This is a genomic window from Microbacterium paraoxydans (genome assembly GCF_900105335.1).
GTDB classification, from domain to species: Bacteria; Actinomycetota; Actinomycetes; order Actinomycetales; family Microbacteriaceae; genus Microbacterium; species Microbacterium paraoxydans.
The window spans coordinates 3,247,042-3,262,245 of sequence record NZ_LT629770.1; the positions used below are offsets into that span (position 1 = coordinate 3,247,042).

Annotated in this window: 14 protein-coding genes; 8 read left to right on the top strand and 6 right to left on the bottom strand. The window is 69.0% G+C overall.

Going from position 1 to position 15,204, the window contains the following annotated elements; all coding sequences use genetic code 11:
- Positions 1-33 precede the first annotated feature (33 nt).
- The 3 genes from BLU02_RS15805 to BLU02_RS15815 are packed head-to-tail and all read left to right on the top strand — an operon-like array spanning position 34 to position 3,559.
- Positions 34-939, top strand: a complete 906-nt coding sequence (locus BLU02_RS15805) for an ABC transporter permease (RefSeq protein ID WP_231919597.1) — start codon at positions 34-36, stop codon at positions 937-939.
- Positions 936-1,673 carry an ABC transporter ATP-binding protein gene (locus tag BLU02_RS15810; protein ID WP_060923406.1) on the top strand — a complete coding sequence of 246 codons (738 nt, stop codon included), beginning with the start codon at positions 936-938 and terminating at the stop codon, positions 1,671-1,673. The genes BLU02_RS15805 and BLU02_RS15810 overlap by 4 nt, the downstream gene beginning before the upstream one ends.
- Positions 1,670-3,559 (top strand): DUF6541 family protein, encoded by a 1,890-nt coding sequence (locus BLU02_RS15815; RefSeq protein WP_060923405.1) that lies wholly within the window; start codon positions 1,670-1,672, stop codon positions 3,557-3,559. Before BLU02_RS15810 ends, BLU02_RS15815 begins: the two co-directional genes overlap by 4 nt.
- On the opposite strand, the gene BLU02_RS15820 is transcribed toward BLU02_RS15815, so the two are convergent.
- Both BLU02_RS15820 and BLU02_RS15825 read right to left on the bottom strand, forming a co-directional pair.
- Positions 3,543-3,896 carry a DUF2304 domain-containing protein gene (locus tag BLU02_RS15820; RefSeq protein WP_060923404.1) on the bottom strand — a complete coding sequence of 118 codons (354 nt, stop codon included), beginning with the start codon at positions 3,894-3,896 and terminating at the stop codon, positions 3,543-3,545. The genes BLU02_RS15815 and BLU02_RS15820 overlap by 17 nt on opposite strands.
- 2 nt (positions 3,897-3,898) lie before the next feature.
- Positions 3,899-4,597, bottom strand: coding sequence for a glycosyltransferase family 2 protein (locus BLU02_RS15825; protein WP_060923403.1), 699 nt, complete (start codon positions 4,595-4,597; stop codon positions 3,899-3,901).
- Between the two features lie 57 nt (positions 4,598-4,654).
- On the opposite strand from BLU02_RS15825, the gene BLU02_RS15830 reads away from it, so the two are divergent.
- From BLU02_RS15830 to BLU02_RS15845, 4 genes are read left to right on the top strand one after another with little or no spacing between them, the layout of a single operon-like run.
- The gene (locus BLU02_RS15830; protein WP_060923402.1) at positions 4,655-5,833 is read left to right on the top strand and encodes a glycosyltransferase family 4 protein; all 1,179 of its coding nucleotides are present in this window, start codon (positions 4,655-4,657) and stop codon (positions 5,831-5,833) included.
- A 44-nt stretch (positions 5,834-5,877) separates the two neighbouring features.
- Entirely contained in the window at positions 5,878-6,489 is a 612-nt protein-coding gene (locus BLU02_RS15835; protein WP_231919598.1) for an acyltransferase, read from the top strand.
- Positions 6,486-7,583 carry a DegT/DnrJ/EryC1/StrS family aminotransferase gene (locus BLU02_RS15840; protein ID WP_060921748.1) on the top strand — a complete coding sequence of 366 codons (1,098 nt, stop codon included), beginning with the start codon at positions 6,486-6,488 and terminating at the stop codon, positions 7,581-7,583. The genes BLU02_RS15835 and BLU02_RS15840 overlap by 4 nt, the downstream gene beginning before the upstream one ends.
- On the top strand, positions 7,583-8,569 hold the full coding sequence (locus tag BLU02_RS15845) for a Gfo/Idh/MocA family protein (RefSeq protein WP_060921747.1): 987 nt from the start codon (positions 7,583-7,585) through the stop codon (positions 8,567-8,569). The genes BLU02_RS15840 and BLU02_RS15845 overlap by 1 nt, the downstream gene beginning before the upstream one ends.
- A gap of 52 nt (positions 8,570-8,621) precedes the next feature.
- Here BLU02_RS15845 and BLU02_RS15850 read toward each other — a convergent pair whose 3' ends face one another.
- From BLU02_RS15850 to BLU02_RS15865, 4 genes are read right to left on the bottom strand one after another with little or no spacing between them, the layout of a single operon-like run.
- Positions 8,622-9,752 carry a glycosyltransferase family 4 protein gene (locus BLU02_RS15850; protein WP_060921746.1) on the bottom strand — a complete coding sequence of 377 codons (1,131 nt, stop codon included), beginning with the start codon at positions 9,750-9,752 and terminating at the stop codon, positions 8,622-8,624.
- The gene (locus BLU02_RS15855) at positions 9,749-10,858 is read right to left on the bottom strand and encodes a glycosyltransferase family protein (RefSeq protein WP_083371052.1); all 1,110 of its coding nucleotides are present in this window, start codon (positions 10,856-10,858) and stop codon (positions 9,749-9,751) included. Before BLU02_RS15855 ends, BLU02_RS15850 begins: the two co-directional genes overlap by 4 nt.
- A 12-nt stretch (positions 10,859-10,870) precedes the next feature.
- The gene (locus tag BLU02_RS15860; protein WP_060921744.1) at positions 10,871-12,013 is read right to left on the bottom strand and encodes a glycosyltransferase; all 1,143 of its coding nucleotides are present in this window, start codon (positions 12,011-12,013) and stop codon (positions 10,871-10,873) included.
- The gene (locus tag BLU02_RS15865; RefSeq protein WP_060921743.1) at positions 12,010-13,818 is read right to left on the bottom strand and encodes an ABC transporter ATP-binding protein; all 1,809 of its coding nucleotides are present in this window, start codon (positions 13,816-13,818) and stop codon (positions 12,010-12,012) included. The genes BLU02_RS15860 and BLU02_RS15865 overlap by 4 nt, the downstream gene beginning before the upstream one ends.
- Before the next feature lie 203 nt (positions 13,819-14,021).
- Between BLU02_RS15865 and BLU02_RS15870 the strand changes: the two genes are divergently transcribed.
- Positions 14,022-15,200, top strand: coding sequence for a glycosyltransferase family protein (locus tag BLU02_RS15870; RefSeq protein ID WP_060921742.1), 1,179 nt, complete (start codon positions 14,022-14,024; stop codon positions 15,198-15,200).
- Positions 15,201-15,204 lie beyond the last annotated feature (4 nt).

The window sequence follows — 15,204 nt, forward strand, 5'->3', positions numbered from 1 at the left end:
GCGCTCCGTCACCGCGACCGAATGAGTGGGCCCGTGACTGAAACCCGAGATCTTTTCGCCGCCGTCCCGCGTTCCGAATTCGACGTCCCCGGCACCAGCCGGGGTCTGATCGACGTCGTGCGCTGGCGCTACCTGCTGAACCTGCTCGTGCGCACCGGCGTCACCACGCGCTACCGCAACTCGGTGCTGGGGTGGACGTGGTCCTACGTGCGTCCCGCCGCCCAGTTCCTGGTGTTCTGGGTGGTCCTGGGGCTGTTCATGAACCTGGACCGCGGCATCCCGAACTACGCGATCTACCTCTTCTCGGGGATCGTCATCATCAACCTCTTCTCCGAAGCGTTCAAGAACGCCACCACGTCGATCGTGGGCAACGCACCGCTGGTCCGCAAGGTGTTCCTCCCGCGGCAGCTCTTCGCGGTATCCGCCGTCATCGTCGCCTTCGTGCACTTCCTCCCGCAGGTCGGCCTTCTGCTGATCGTGTGTCTCCTCCTCGGATGGATCACGCACATCTCCCTCCTCTCCGTCCTCGCGATCTTCGCCGGCATGGTCATCGTGATGGTGTTCGCGCTCGGCCTCGGGCTGTTCTTCGGCGCGATCAACGTCCGCTTCCGCGACGCCGAGAACATCGTCGAGCTCCTGCTGCTCCTGGCGACGTGGGCCTCGCCCGTGCTGTATGCCTGGACACAGGTGCAGGATGCCGTGGTCGACAAACTGGGATGGCCGCAGTGGCTGGTCGAGGTCTACATGCTGAATCCCATCACCCAGGGCGTGGAGCTCTTCCACTACGCCTTCTGGCGTCCGGTCACGTCGACGGCCTTCGAACTCCCGCCGGGGCTGGCCTGGAACACGCTGTGGACGTTCCTCATCGCGATCGGCACACTGCTCGTCGGACAACTCGTCTTCCGGCGTCTCGAGGGAAGGTTCGCGCAGGATCTATGAGCGCACAGACGGTCACCAAGCCCAGCATCATCATCGACGGCGTGCGCAAGCGCTTCACGCTCAACCACGCGTTCTCCCTCAAGGACACCGTCGTGTCCTGGATCAAGCGGCGCAAGCTCTCGAGCGAGTTCGAGGCGCTCAAGGGCCTTGATCTCGTCATCGGCGAAGGGGAATCGGTCGCGATCCTCGGCTTCAACGGGTCCGGCAAGTCCACCCTGCTCAAGCTCATCTCCGGCGTCATGGAGCCCGACTCCGGTCAGGTGCTCACCCGCGGTCGCGTCGCCGGTCTCATCGAGGTCGGGGCCGGATTCCATCCGGAACTCTCCGGTCGGGAGAACGTCTTCCTCAACGCCGCGATCCTCGGCATGCGCCGGCGGGAGATCGAGGAACGCTACGACGAGATCGTCGCCTTCAGTGAGATCGAGCAGTTCATCGACCAAGAGGTCAAGCACTACTCCTCCGGGATGTTCATGCGCCTCGCCTTCTCCGTCGCCATCCACGTCGAACTCGACGTCCTGCTGGTGGACGAGATCCTGTCGGTGGGGGACGCCCCGTTCCGGGAGAAGTGCCGGCTGAAGTTCGAAGAACTCATCGCTGCGGGGAAGACCCTCGTCGTCGTCAGCCATGACATGGAGATGGTGCGCGAATTGTGCACGCGCGGAATCGTCATCAACAAGGGTGAGGTCGCGTACGACGGCGACATCGAGGGCGCGATCGCGCTGGTGGGGGCGTGACCGCCTGGATCGAGCAGGCGCCGGCCCTGCTCGTCGCCCTCGCCCTGCTCGTCGTCCCTGGCCTTCCGGTGGCCCTCTGCGTCCGCGGGGTGAGCAGCGTCGTGAGGCTCGGCCTCGCCATCGGTGTCTCGCTCGGCATCGTCGCGGCCGCCTCGCTGGTCGCTCCGGTGCTGGGGGTGTCGTGGGGTCTGCTTCCGGTCGGTCTCGTCACCGCGCCGGTGTGGATCGTCGCGGCGGTTCTGCGGTTCTTCGACCGGGCGGAACCGGGCGACGTCCGGACCCGCAGCCGGGGAACGTGGATCGCGATCGGCGTCGCGTTCCTGGGGTGGATGGTCATCCTGCTGGCCGGGATCGGTCGACCGGACCACCCGTCCCAGCTCTACGACGGCCTCTTCCATCTGAACGCCGTCGAGTTCATCGCAGCCACGGGTGACGCGTCCCCGCTGCACATGACGATGGCGACGCCGAACCTGGAGACCTCGTTCTACCCGACCCTCTGGCATGCGCTGGTGAGCCTCGTCCTCCCGGCCGCCGGCAGCGTGGTCGCGGCCACGAACGTCACGACGCTCGCCGTCGTCGCGCTCGTGTGGCCGGTCGCTCTCGCCACCCTCACGGCTGTCGCCTTTCCCCAGCACGCCCGCGCAGCGCTGTGGGCGCCGCTTCTGGGATTCGGGATCAGCGTCTTCCCCCTGGGATTCCTCAACTGGGGAGTGCTGTATCCCAACCTGCTCGGCACGGCCCTGATCCCGGTTCTCCTCGCCGCCGTGCTGCTTGCCTTCGCACCCGCTGCCGGCTGGACGCGCCGCACCCTCCGCATCCTCATCGTCCTGGCGATCGTGGGCAGCACCGGATTCGCGCACCCGTCCGCTCTGCTGGGGGCCGTGGCTCTTCTGGTGCCGTACCTGCTCTGGAGAGCATGGCGGCTCGCGGTCTCCGGTGTGCGGCGGACGCGCGTGCTGCTCGGCGTCGCTGTGGTGATCGGCTTGATCGCATTGACCGTGGTCTGGCTCGAGGCGAACGTGACGACCCACGAGTGGCTGCCCCGGCTCACGATCTCGCAGGCGCTCGGCGAAGTCGCTTTCCTCAACCCGGTGAACCGCAGCACCGGACTGCTGCTCGGGCCTCTCGCCGCGCTCGGCATCTGGCGGCTCGCGAAAGAGCGGATGTGGTGGGTCCTGTGGTCCTATGCCGTCAGCGTCGGACTGTACCTCGTCGCATCCTGGCTCCCCGTCCTGTGGCTGCGCAGCGCCGTCGTCGGCCTCTGGTATGACGACACCACGCGCGTGGCCGCGCTGCTCGCGATGTGGGGGATCCCTTTCGCGGCGATCGGCGCGACCGTCGTGGGGGACTGGCTCGCCGGCCTCTGGCGTGCGCGCCGACGGGCTCTGGCGCTCGCGATCCTGGCGGTCGTCGCCCTGGCCGCCGCCACGCACCTGCTGGCGATACGCAACGACCTGGGATACATGCGCGATGTGAGCTTCCGTTTCGATGCGCAGTCGCAGGGGCTCTCACCCGACGAGGCGCAGCTGTTCGAGCGCGCCGCGGAAGAACTCCCGGAGGGCAGCCTGGTGATCGGCGACCCGCTGACGGGAGCCGGGCTGCTGTTCGCATACACCGGAGAAGACGTGGTCTTCCCGCACGTGACGGGCCGGTACGGCCGGGACGCCTCGGTGCTGGCGCGGTACTTCGTGGACGGCGGTCCTGAGGTGTGCGATGCCGCCGAGCGGCTGGGCGTCACCCACGCGATGGACTTCGGCGACACCGTCCTGTATCAGAACCACTACACGACGTACGACGGTCTCCACGACCTCGACGATTCGCCGATCCTCACCGAGGTGGATCGGGTGGGGGACGCAGTCCTCTACGAGATCACGGGTTGCGACTAGCGTCCTTCTCGATCTCGGCGGCTTCCAGGAGTGCGATCTTCCGCGCGAGGAGCGTGAGCTGACGCTGCAGGGCGATGTTGCGCCGGTACTGCGAGTACACGAACGCGAGGAACATGACGATCAAGCCGTAGAGGACGAGGTCGGTGCCTCGGCCCACGCCCACGAGGCCGGCCAGCCAGCTCAGCCACTGGGGGAAGAGCACGGACAGGACGGCGACGACGACGAACAGGCCCATGAGAAGCCGCCGGATCGCCAGGTGGCTGTCGGCGCCGGTACGACGCATCATGAAGACGGCGAGGACGATGATCGCCGCGATGAGCAGGAACTGGATCCACATGGTCAGCGCACCACCAGGTCGACGAGGATGTTCACGGAGTTGAGCACGCTCTGGCCCTTCGCCTTCGAGTAGTCGGTGTAGAGCAGTTCCACGGGGTATTCCTTCCACGGCAGATCGGTACGGCCGAGTTCGAGGACGATCTCCGTCGCGTGGGCCATCCGGTCCTGCCGCAGATCGATGTGCTCCGCAGCGTCACGGCGGATGACGCGGAGGCCGTTGTGGGCGTCCGTGAGCTTCAGGCTCGTGGTGAGGTTCGTGACCCACACGGCGGTCTTCAGGATGACCTTCTTCATCCATCCCGGGTTGGTCCGGTCGTCGAGGAAGCGGGAGCCGAACACGATGGCGACATCCTCGTCCCTGGCGAGCTGGAGCATGCCGAGTGCGTCCTCCACTCGGTGCTGGCCGTCCGCGTCGAAGGTCACGATGTAATCGCACTCGGGGTGTGCCAGAGCGAAGTCGATCCCCGTCTGCAGGGCTGCCCCCTGACCGAGATTGACCGGATGCTGCACGAGATGCGCCCCCGCGGCGGCGGCTTCCGCCGCCGAGCCGTCGCTGGATCCGTCGTCGACGCAGACGATGTGGGTGAAGTGGGGCTTGAGGCCCTCGATCACGCCGCCGATGACGCTGGCTTCGTTGTAGAGGGGGATCACGACCCAGGCGCGAGGATCGGCGGGGGAAGGCGCGGGGACGCTCGAGGACATGGTTCTATTGTGTCAGGTGTCGATTCGGGCGCCGGTCCACCGAACAGCAGGGGCAGGATGTCGAGGAGACGACGCGCCGTCATCGCGACACGGCTGTACACGCCGGAGGTGACCGCCGCCAGCTTCCGGATGGAGGCGCTCGCCCATGCACTGGCCGCCGACACGGATGTCACCGTGCTGAGCACGAAGCCGCCGCGGGACACGGTGATCGCCGATGCCCCTGGCGTGGTCGTGCGTCGCGCGCCGGTGCTCAGAGACCGCAGCGGAGCCATCCGCGGGTATGTCCCGTACCTGTCCTTCGACGTCCCCCTCTTCTTCCGGCTGCTGGTCCGACGCACCGACGTGATCGTCGCGGAGGCACCGCCGACCACCGGGTTCGCGGCCGCGATCGCCGCCTTCCTCACCCGACGCCCGCTGGTCTACTACCCGGGCGACGTGTGGACCGATGCGGTCGCCTCGATGGACGCCCCCGGCCCGGTGGTGGCGGTCATGCGGTTCGTCGAGCGCTTCGTCCTGCGCCGCGCGGCACGATCCCTGGCGGTCTCCACGGAGGTCGCCGATCGGCTCGCCGCGATCGGTGGGCGACCGGAGCGTGTCGTGACGGTGGGCAACGGGATCGACACCGCGGTCTTCCGTCCCGACGTCGTCCCGCACGAAGCGGAGCGGCCCTACTTCGTCTACACCGGCACGATGTCGGAGTGGCAGCAGCCCGACGTCTTCATCCGTGCGCTCGCTCTGCTCCCGGACGAGGACGTCGAGCTCCGGTTCTTCGGACAGGGCGCCGTGGAGGCAGAGCTGAAGGAACTCGCTGCACGGCTCGCGCCGGGCCGGGTGCACTTCGGGGGACTCGTCGGCCCCGCGACCTCGGCCTCGTGGATCCGCGGAGCCGTCGGGGCGCTGGTGAGCATCGTCCCCGGCATCGGCTATGACTTCGCCCGACCGACCAAGACGTATGCCGCGGCCGCGGTCGGGACCCCCGTGCTCTTCACGGGCGCGGAGACCGGCGGCGAGGTCGTGCGTGCGGGGGGTCTCGGCGAAGCCGTCGCTTTCGACCCGGAGGAGGTGGCCGCGGCCATGCGGCGGCTGCTCTCCGAGTGGGCATCGGGCGGGACCGAGCGCACCAGGGCGGATCGGGCCGCATGGGCGGCTGACAACGCCTCGCTCGCCACCGTCGGCGCCCGCGCCGCGGAGGTCGTTCGCGGCGCGCGTCGAGGTTCGCGGAGCAACGCCAAGTAGAATCTCGTCAGTGCTGCCTCATCGCGCAGCGTGCAAGGAGCCCCGTGACTGAAACCTCCCGCGTGCGGATCGTCGATTCCGCCGATGTGTCCGCCGACGCCGTCATCGGCGACGGATCCTCCATCTGGCACCTCGCCCAGGTCCGCGAACAGGCCCGCCTCGGCGAGAACTGCATCGTCGGCCGCGGCGCGTACATCGGTACCGGCGTGGAGATGGGGGACAACTGCAAGGTGCAGAACTACGCCCTCGTCTACGAACCCGCCAAGCTCGGCGACGGTGTCTTCATCGGCCCCGCCGTCGTGCTCACGAACGACACCTACCCCCGCGCGATCAACGCCGACGGCAGCCTGAAGAGCGCTCACGACTGGGAGCCGGTCGGGGTCACCATCGAGCGCGGCGCGTCGATCGGCGCCCGCGCGACCTGCGTCGCTCCGGTGACGATCGGCGCCTGGGCGACGGTCGCGGCCGGCGCCGTGGTCGTCAAGGACGTCCCGGCGCACGCCCTCGTCGCCGGCGTCCCTGCCCGGCGCATCGGCTGGGTCGGCGAGGCGGGCGTCCCGCTCACCCGCGGCGAGGACGAGAACACCTGGGTGTGCCCCGCGACCGGGGCGCGCTTCATCGAGACCGACGGAACACTGACCAAGGAGACCGTGTGAGCGAGTTCATTCCCCCCGCCAAGCCCCTCATCGGCGACGAAGAGCGCGAGGCCGTCGATCGCGTCCTCCGCAGCGGTATGGTCGCGCAGGGCCCGGAGGTCGCCGCCTTCGAGCAGGAGTTCTCGGCGCACTTCGTGCCCGGCCGCCCGTCCGTGGCGGTCAACTCGGGCACTGCGGGCCTGCACCTCGGTCTGCTCGCCGCCGGCGTCGGCCCGGGCGACGAGGTCATCGTGCCGTCCTTCACGTTCGCCGCGACCGGCAACTCGGTCGCACTCACCGGGGGGACCCCGGTCTTCGTCGACATCGAGCCGGACACCTTCTCCTTGGACCCCGAGGCGGTCGCCGCCGCGATCACGCCGAAGACCAAGGGCATCCTCCCCGTGCACCTCTACGGGCACCCGGCTCGCATGCGCGAGCTCGAGGCCCTGGCCGCCGAGCGCGGCGTCGCCCTGTACGAGGACGCGGCGCAGGCGCACGGCGCGTCGCTCGACGGTCGTCCGGTCGGCTCGTTCGGCGAGTTCGCCATGTTCAGCCTCTACCCGACGAAGAACATGACCAGTGGCGAGGGCGGCATGGTGACCACGGCGACCGACGAGATCGCCCGTCAGGTCAAGCTGCTGCGCAACCAGGGCATGGAGCGGCAGTACGAGAACGAGATCGTGGGCTTCAACGCCCGGATGACCGACATCCACGCCGCGATCGGTCGTGTGCAGCTGACCAAGGTGGACGGCTGGACGAAGACCCGGCAGCAGAATGCTGCCTTCCTCGACGCGAACCTGCAGGGCGTCGTCGTCCCGCCGGTCGCCGAGGGCGCCGTGCACGTGTACCACCAGTACACGATCCGCGTCCCCGAGGATCGTGACGGCTTCGTCGCGGCGCTGAAGAACGAGCACAACGTCGGCGCCGGCGTGTACTACCCGATCCCGAACCACCGCCTCCCGTCCCTGACGCACTTCGCGCCCGGCCTCGACCTGCCCGAGACGGAGCGCGCCGCGCGTGAGGTCGCTTCACTGCCGGTGCACCCGTCGCTCAGCCAGGACGACCTCGAGCGCATCGTCGCCGCCGTGAACGCCGTCGCGAAGGCCGGTGCCTGATGGCAGACCTGCGCGCAGGTCTCCTCGGCGTGGGGATGATGGGCCGTCACCACGCCCGCGTGCTGCGCGAGCTGGACGGTGTCGAGCTCGCCGCCATCGCTGACCCGGGCGGCGACCCGCACGGTGTGGCCGGTGACCTGGAGATCCTGCCGGACATCGACGCGCTCATCGACGCCGGCATCGACATCGCCGTGGTCGCCGTTCCCACGCGATTCCACGAGGACGCGGCGCTCAAGCTCGCGGCCGCTGGCGTGCACACCCTCGTCGAGAAGCCGATCGCGCACACGGTGGACGCCGGCCAGCGCATGGTCGATGCCTTCGCCGCCGCCGGCCTGGTCGGAGCGGTCGGCCACATCGAGCGCTTCAACCCGGCGGTGCAGGAGCTGCGCCGCCGGATCGAGGCGGGCGAGCTCGGCGCCGTGTACCAGGTAGTCACGCGCCGACAGGGCCCCTTCCCCTCCCGGATCGCGGACGTCGGGGTGGCGAAGGACCTCGCCTCCCACGACGTCGACCTCACCGCCTGGGTCGTGCAGAGCGACTACGAGCGTGTGTTCGCCCAGACCGCCTTCAAGAGCGGTCGCGAGCACGAGGACATGATCACCATCACGGGTCGCACGGCCAACGGCGTGATCGTGAACAACATCGTCAACTGGCTGAGCCCGATGAAGGAGCGCGTCACGGTCGTCACGGGGGAGAAGGGCGCGTTCGTCGCCGACACCTCCACCGGCGACCTCACCTTCTACGCCAACGGCACGATCCCCCTCGAATGGGAGTCCGTGTCCTCCTTCCGCGGGGTCTCCGAAGGAGACGTCACGCGCTACGCGTTCGCCAAGCGCGAGCCGCTGCGCGTCGAGCATGAGGCCTTCCGCGATGCCGTGCTCGGGCAGCAGACCGACGTCGTCACCATGGAGCAGGGACTACGGACGCTGGCCGTGGTCGAGGCGGCCCTCGAGTCATCGCGGACCGCCGAGTCCCGCACCCTCTGACGTCCGGCGGGGTCGGCAAGCGCGGGTGGCAGGCCGGCCCCGGACGGACCTCTCACCGCTGCGCTGCCGGCCTCTCGGCGAGCGCGCGCGCGTAGACCTCGCGGTAGGCGTCCCGCCGTGCCTCGGGAGAGAATCGCCGCGCCGCGTCCGCAGCGATCCGCGTCCGGCTCCACCGCTCGGGATCATCACGGAGGTCGAGGATCGCGTCGGCGACGGCTTGGGGAGTGCGGGGGCGCACCAGGCGAGAGGCTTCGCGCGGGAGGAACTCCTCGTGCCCGCCGGTTCCCGTGGCCACGACCGGCAACCCGTGGGCCAGGCCCTCCGCGATGGCCACGCCGAACGTCTCGGTCTCGACCGGCAGGACGAAGATGTCTGCGGCGAGCAGTTCCGAGGACAGCTCGGCGGGCGAGAGCTGACCCGCGAGGCGAACATGGCCTCCGACCCCCTCCTCCGCAGCTATCGCGCGCACGTCAGCCTCGAGAGGGCCGCTTCCCACCCACACCAGCTCGGCGTCGATCCCGCGTGCCCTCAGCAGCGCCAGGGCTCTGACGGCGATGTCCGGTCCCTTCCGGGCGACGAGTCCGCCCACGGCGACCAGTCGCATCCGGGCGGGGATCGCCCGGTCGGTCACGGCATCGACCGGGGTCATGACCTCGTTCCCGATGATGGTCGACGGGCGACGACGGTGCTGGTCGATCACCCGCCCGAGCGCGGCGCTGACGGCGACGGTCTCGGTGGGTCGAGCGAAGAGCGTCTTCAGCAGGCGGAGAGATACCGCGCTGCGCACGGACGCGGGTGGTGTGACGAGCGCGGAATAGTGCTCGGTATGGACCCACGGCTGCCTGACGCGGACGAAGCGAGCGGGGATCAAGGCGGGCAACGCCATCGTGTGCAGCACGTCGTGGGTGTGCAGCAAGGCCTTCAGCGCGCGCACCGCACCGGGGAACGTCGCCGGCTGCGCGAAGGAGAAGGGCACGCGCACGATCCGCATGCTCTCGGCCTCATCGACCGGCGATCCGGCCTGGGCCGGCGGGCACAGGTGCAGCACCGTGACATCCTGCTCCCGGCGCAGCAGTTCCACGTCGCGAAGGTTGAAGATTCCCACGCCCTCGGCGCCGGGAGTGGGGAACCAGGGGGTGACGACGAGGACGCGCCGGCGGCGACCGAGGTCCGTGCCGCTCACGAGACGGGGGCCTCGACGCCGGCGAGGTCGGCAGCGACGGTGCGTGCACGCGCCGCCCAGGTGTGCTGGTGTCGCACCTCCTGCGCGCGCGCTGTGGCGGCGCGGAGTGCGTCGGGCGACGCGGACAACTCGTCGAGGAGAGCGGTGAGCGCGTCGGCGGTGTACGGGATCGCCCACCCGATGCCGTTCTCCTCGACGAACTCACCTGCCAGGGTTCCGGCGGTCGCGACGATGGGCTTCCCGTGTCCGAGGTACTCGTACAGCTTCAGCGGGGCGGCGAACTCGCGGTACTCGATCGGCTCCATCAGCAGCGAGCCGATGTGCGCGTCCGCGTACAGCGGCTCCAGCTCGGCGCCCGAGCGGTGCACCACGCGGGTTCGCGGTCCCAGGACGTCCGAGTACCGATGCTTGTTGGCCGCCCACTCCGTCTCCCGCGTGCAGATCGTCAAGGTGGCCTCTGCGCTCGCCTCGACGCCGCGGACGGTCTGCTCCATCCGGTAATAGTCGTTCGTCCCGCCGACGTAGAACAGTCCGAGCCCGGCGGCGGGGGCGACGCTGTCGATGGCCTCCGAAGCCGGCGGGAGGGAGGCCGCCTGGGGGCGGTTGGCGATCGGCAGGTACTCGGCCATGCGCATCGAGGGCAGGTAGATACGATCGACCGCCGAGCGGTAACCGCGCAGGTCAGCCCGGTACCGCCAGCGCAGGACGGACGCATACGGCTGACCGACGCGCTTCGCGTACTCCTCGAACTGCCAGTAGATGTCCCGGTAGAACAGTCCGACCGGGATGCCCGCGCGGCGGCACGCACGGAGGAAGGCGATGTCGCGCGTCAGGCTGGTCGCGGGGGTCACCGGTTCGCCGAGGCCGGTGGGCGTGGTCGCGGCCTCGGAGTAGACGAAATCGAAACGTCGGCCGTCGCGGATCGCGGTGCGCAGTTCCCGCATCCGATCGCGGCGCTCGGCGTGTGTGCCCGAGACCTCATGGACGTCGTACCCGATCTCCTCGAACGCGCGGCGCAAGCGCACCGGACGGATGCCACTGGCGCTCACCGCGTCCGGGTTCAGCCGGAACGGCACATGGAAGATCATCGCGGGGCGTGCGGTCACTGTCTCGATCCTTCAGTCCTGCGGGACGATCGCCTGGATCGCCCGGTGCCAGATGTCGTTCTGCGGCTCGGCGGAGAGCTCGGCTGCGGACGCGTGCGACCGAGCCTTGAAACCCTCGACCTGCTCGGGGGTGAGTGCATCGAGCGCGGCGGTCAAGGACGCCGGTTCGAAGTCTGCGGTCACGATCCCCAGGTCGTGGTGTCGGAGGATCTCGACCATCGACGGCGTCGGGCCGATGACCAGCGCGAGCCGTGCCTGCACGTAGTCGAAGAACTTGTTCGGCAGTGCGAGCTCGTTGTTGGTGTTCGTCGGTGGCAGCACATGGATGCCGACGTCGTAGTCGTTGAGCGTCTCGATGAGCTCCGCGGACGGCACGGGAGGGAGGATCCGGATCCTGTCGCCCAGCTCGTCGGCGAGGGCCGTGAGGCTCCGGTAATAATCGGTACCCTGCCCGACCAGGTAGAGATCCAGCGTCGCACCGGAGGTCGACTGGGCCACCGCCCTCATCATGTTCTCGATCCGGCGACTCGGCTGGCTCCCGCCGGAATGGACGAGGCGCAGCGGACGGGACACCGGCGTCGGCGCGAGGTCGTGCAGCCTGGTGGCGTTGAGGACCACGCCGCCGTCGATGCCGAACTCGTCGCGATAGCGATCGGCGATCGTGCGGCTCACGGTGGTGGCGGACGGGATCTGAGCCGCCCACCGCTGCAGCTGCCACCGGTAGTAGGGCTGACGCAGCTTCCGCCAGGCGGCGCTGTTGTCGTGAAGCCCGAGCCAGTACTCGTGGAGATCCAGGTGGATCCGCTCCGGGGCGGTCAGGGCGAGTGCGAGGCCGACGGTGTCGAGGTCGTTGGCGAGCACGGCGTCGAACGACTGCCGACGGAGGAGCCGTCGCGCGCGGTGGACCGCCGGCGTGGTCCAGTAGGCGCTGCGGTAGAGGTGGGCACGGATGAGCAGAGCACGCAGCAGCACCGCCCACCGCGGTTCGGCCTCGGCCAGCTCGACGTGGGCGACGCTGGAGGCGGGGGCGGGGCCGTAGCCGCAGGACACGACGTCGGCGGTCTCGGACAGACGCGCGATCTGCTTCAGTACACGTGCATCCGACGCCACCTTCGACAGCGACAGGACGAGGACGCGGGGGCGGCCGGCGGTCATGCGTTCCCTCCGCCCGCGAGCCCGGCGAGCCGAGCCTGCACCTCGAAGTCGGCCACCGACGCGACCACCTCGTCGAAGGTCCCGACGCCGCCGACGACGCCGTTCTCGAGGTACAGCACCTGGTCGTAATCACGGATCGTGGCCAGGCGGTGGGCGATCGTCATGAAGGTCACCTCTCCCTGGAGGGCACGCATGGCTTCCATGACCCTCCCCTCCGTTGCCGTGTCGAGCGCGCTCGTGGCCTCGTCCAGAACGAGGACGAGCGGATCGGCGTAGAGCGCCCGTGCGATTCCCAGGCGCTGCTGCTGTCCGCCCGAGATCGCGAGCCCACGCTCGCCGATACGGGCGTGGATGCCGCCTGGGCGGGAGAGCAGCTCGTCGAGCTGCGCCTGTTCGAGCACCTTCCGCACCTGATCCTCGTCGAAATCGTCCGTCCACGTGAGGGCGACGTTCTGGGCGATGGAGGCGTCGAAGAGGGCGACCTTCTGAGGGACGTAGCCGACGCGAGAGCGCCACTGCGTCAGGACGTCATCGAGCGGCACGTCGTCGATCGAGATCAGCCCGCCGGTGGGCCGACTCAATCCGAGCGTTATGTCGATGAGTGTCGACTTCCCGGCTCCGGACGGCCCGACGACCGCGAAGCGGGATCCGAACGGCACGGTCAGCGAGACGTCCTGCAGGACGGCGCGCTCGGAGCCGGGGTACCGGAAGGTCACGTCGCGCAGCCGGAGCTCGCGCGGGTCGTCCGGCAGCGGGACCTCGACGCGCGCGACGGACCGCGCCGCCGGCGTGGGCTGCGCCTCTTCGTCGGCGACGCGCGACAGCTCGCGGATCACGTCCTTGGCGTAGACCTCATTGGCGGATGCCGCGTTGAAACTCGTCTGGATTCCGTTCATGGCGGGGATCATGCGGAATCCCGTCGCAGCGAAGAGGGAGATGGAGACCACTGCCGCGTCGATGCCTCCGAGCAGGAAGCTGGTGCCGCCGATCAGCAGGAAGCCGCCGATCAGCGCCGCCTCGAACGAGTACTTCGGCACGATCCCGAGGAAGGAGATGTTGGCGCGCGCGGTCGTCGCGCGGCGACGGAGGCGAGTGACCTCGGCGCCCACCTCATCGAGCTTTCCGCGGAGGGTGACCTCCTTGAGCGCCTCCATCATCTCGGTCATGACCGTTGCCACCCGATAGCCGTACTTCCGGTTGTGCTGGCCGGCGAGGCGGGTGCGGGCGGTGACGACCTTGAGCATCACCAGGGAGATCAGCGACAGGTAAACCACAGCGATCAACGCGGTGAGCGGCTGCGACAGGACCAGAACGCCGAGGACGGAGACGAACGTCAGCGCGTTGCCGGGGACCTGGGAGAGGGGGAGGATGAATCCGAGGTTGGTGTTGGCCATCGAGCCGTCGACGATCCGCGTGATCTCCGCGGTGCTGAGGGAGGACCGGTCCTGCCAGCTGCGCCGCGTGAAGGCGCGGAACAGACGGTTACCGACCTCCAGTTCGTACCGTGCGAAGCGCCGGGTGGCGAACCAGTGCAGGATCACGGCGAGCACGCCCTTGAGGATGAAGAGGGCGCAGACGACGACGACCACCCACACGGTCGCGGCTTCCGGGATCTCGCCGATCAGTGGCAGGACGATGGGTTTGCCGCTGGCCAGCGGCGTCACGGACAGGACGATCAGCCCGAGCGCGAGGGTGTCGAGGATCGCCAATGCCGCGGTGAAGATCGAGTACCAGGTGTAGAAGGGCTTCGCCCCTCGCGGCAGCACTTCGAAAAGCGCGACCAGTGTGTGCCACAGGCTCTTCACCCGGCGTCCTCCAATGCTGATCCCGCCGGGTGATCGTGTGGCCGGCGGCGAACGGCGCCGCACCCGAATGGCGGCGCCTCCGTCCCGGCGCATCTCCTGCTCCGGGGTTCACGGCCTCTTCCAGGCCTCTGTCAGAATAGCCGTATGCCTTTCGTTTCGACTGTGAGCCGCGTGCGCGCCGAAGGTGCCGCGGGAGCGACCCGGTGACGGCCGATCCGCGTCAGGGCCGCGCGCTGCTGTTGTCCTACTCCGACATCGAGACCGATCCGCGAGTGCGCCGTCAGGTCGATTGGCTGATCTCGGACGGATGGGAGGTCGAGACGCTCGGCCTCGGCGGGCATCCGTCGCCCCAGGTCGTCGAACACCACGTGCTCGGACCCGCTCCGCGCTGGACCACCACGCGATGGGGAACCCTTGTCGCGCAGTTCCTGTTGACGGCGCCGGCGCGATTCCGTGCGACGGTGACCAGCCGCATCCCCGAGGAGCTCCGCGCGCGTGTGCGGAGCGGGCGCTACGGACTCATCGTCTTCAACGAGTACGAGTTCACCCCTTGGGTTGACGACCGCCGCGATTTCACCCCCGAGGCTCTCGCCGGAAGACTGCATCTGGATCTGCACGAGTACCGGCGGACCGACCGTCGCCGCGACACGATCGGCGGGCGGCTCACGGCCGGGCACTACCGCTGGGTGCGCCGGCACATCGGAGATGCGGCGTTCACCAGCCGGACCGTCGTGTGCGCGCCCATCGGAGAGCTCTACGCCGAGGAGTTCGGCTTCCCCGCACCGGCGGTGGTGCAGAACGCGCCGCCTTTCGTCGCGCAGGAGCCGTCGCCGGTGGACGAGGGCGAGATCCGCATGCTCTTCCACGGCATGCCCAGCATGCACCGAGGGTTCACCGAGATCCTCGACGCGATGCGCACGCTCCCGCCACGCTTCTCGATGACGTTCATGATCATGCCCAACGCCTTCATGCACGGCTGGTTGCGCGATCAGATCGCCGCGCACCCGGCCAGGGACCACCTCCACATCGTGCCGCCGGCCCCGATGCGGGAGATCGCCGAGCGAGTCAACGAATACGATATGGAGATCATCTTCTATCGGCCTCGGGAGAAGAACCTCGAGTTCGCGCTGCCGAACAAGTTCTTCGAGTCCATCCAGGGCCGCCTCGCGATCGTCGTCGCGGACGGGCGGACGATGGCGCCCATCGTCCGCGAGTGGCAGAACGGGGTGGTGGTGACCAGCGGGTACGAGGGCGACGACCTCGCCTCCGCGCTGCAGGGTCTCACCGCGGCGGACGTCGAGCAGATGAAGCGCGGTTCGCATGCCGCCGCAGAGCGGCTGAACGCCGCGGCCGAAGGACGCAGCTTCCTCGGCGCACTCTAGGTCA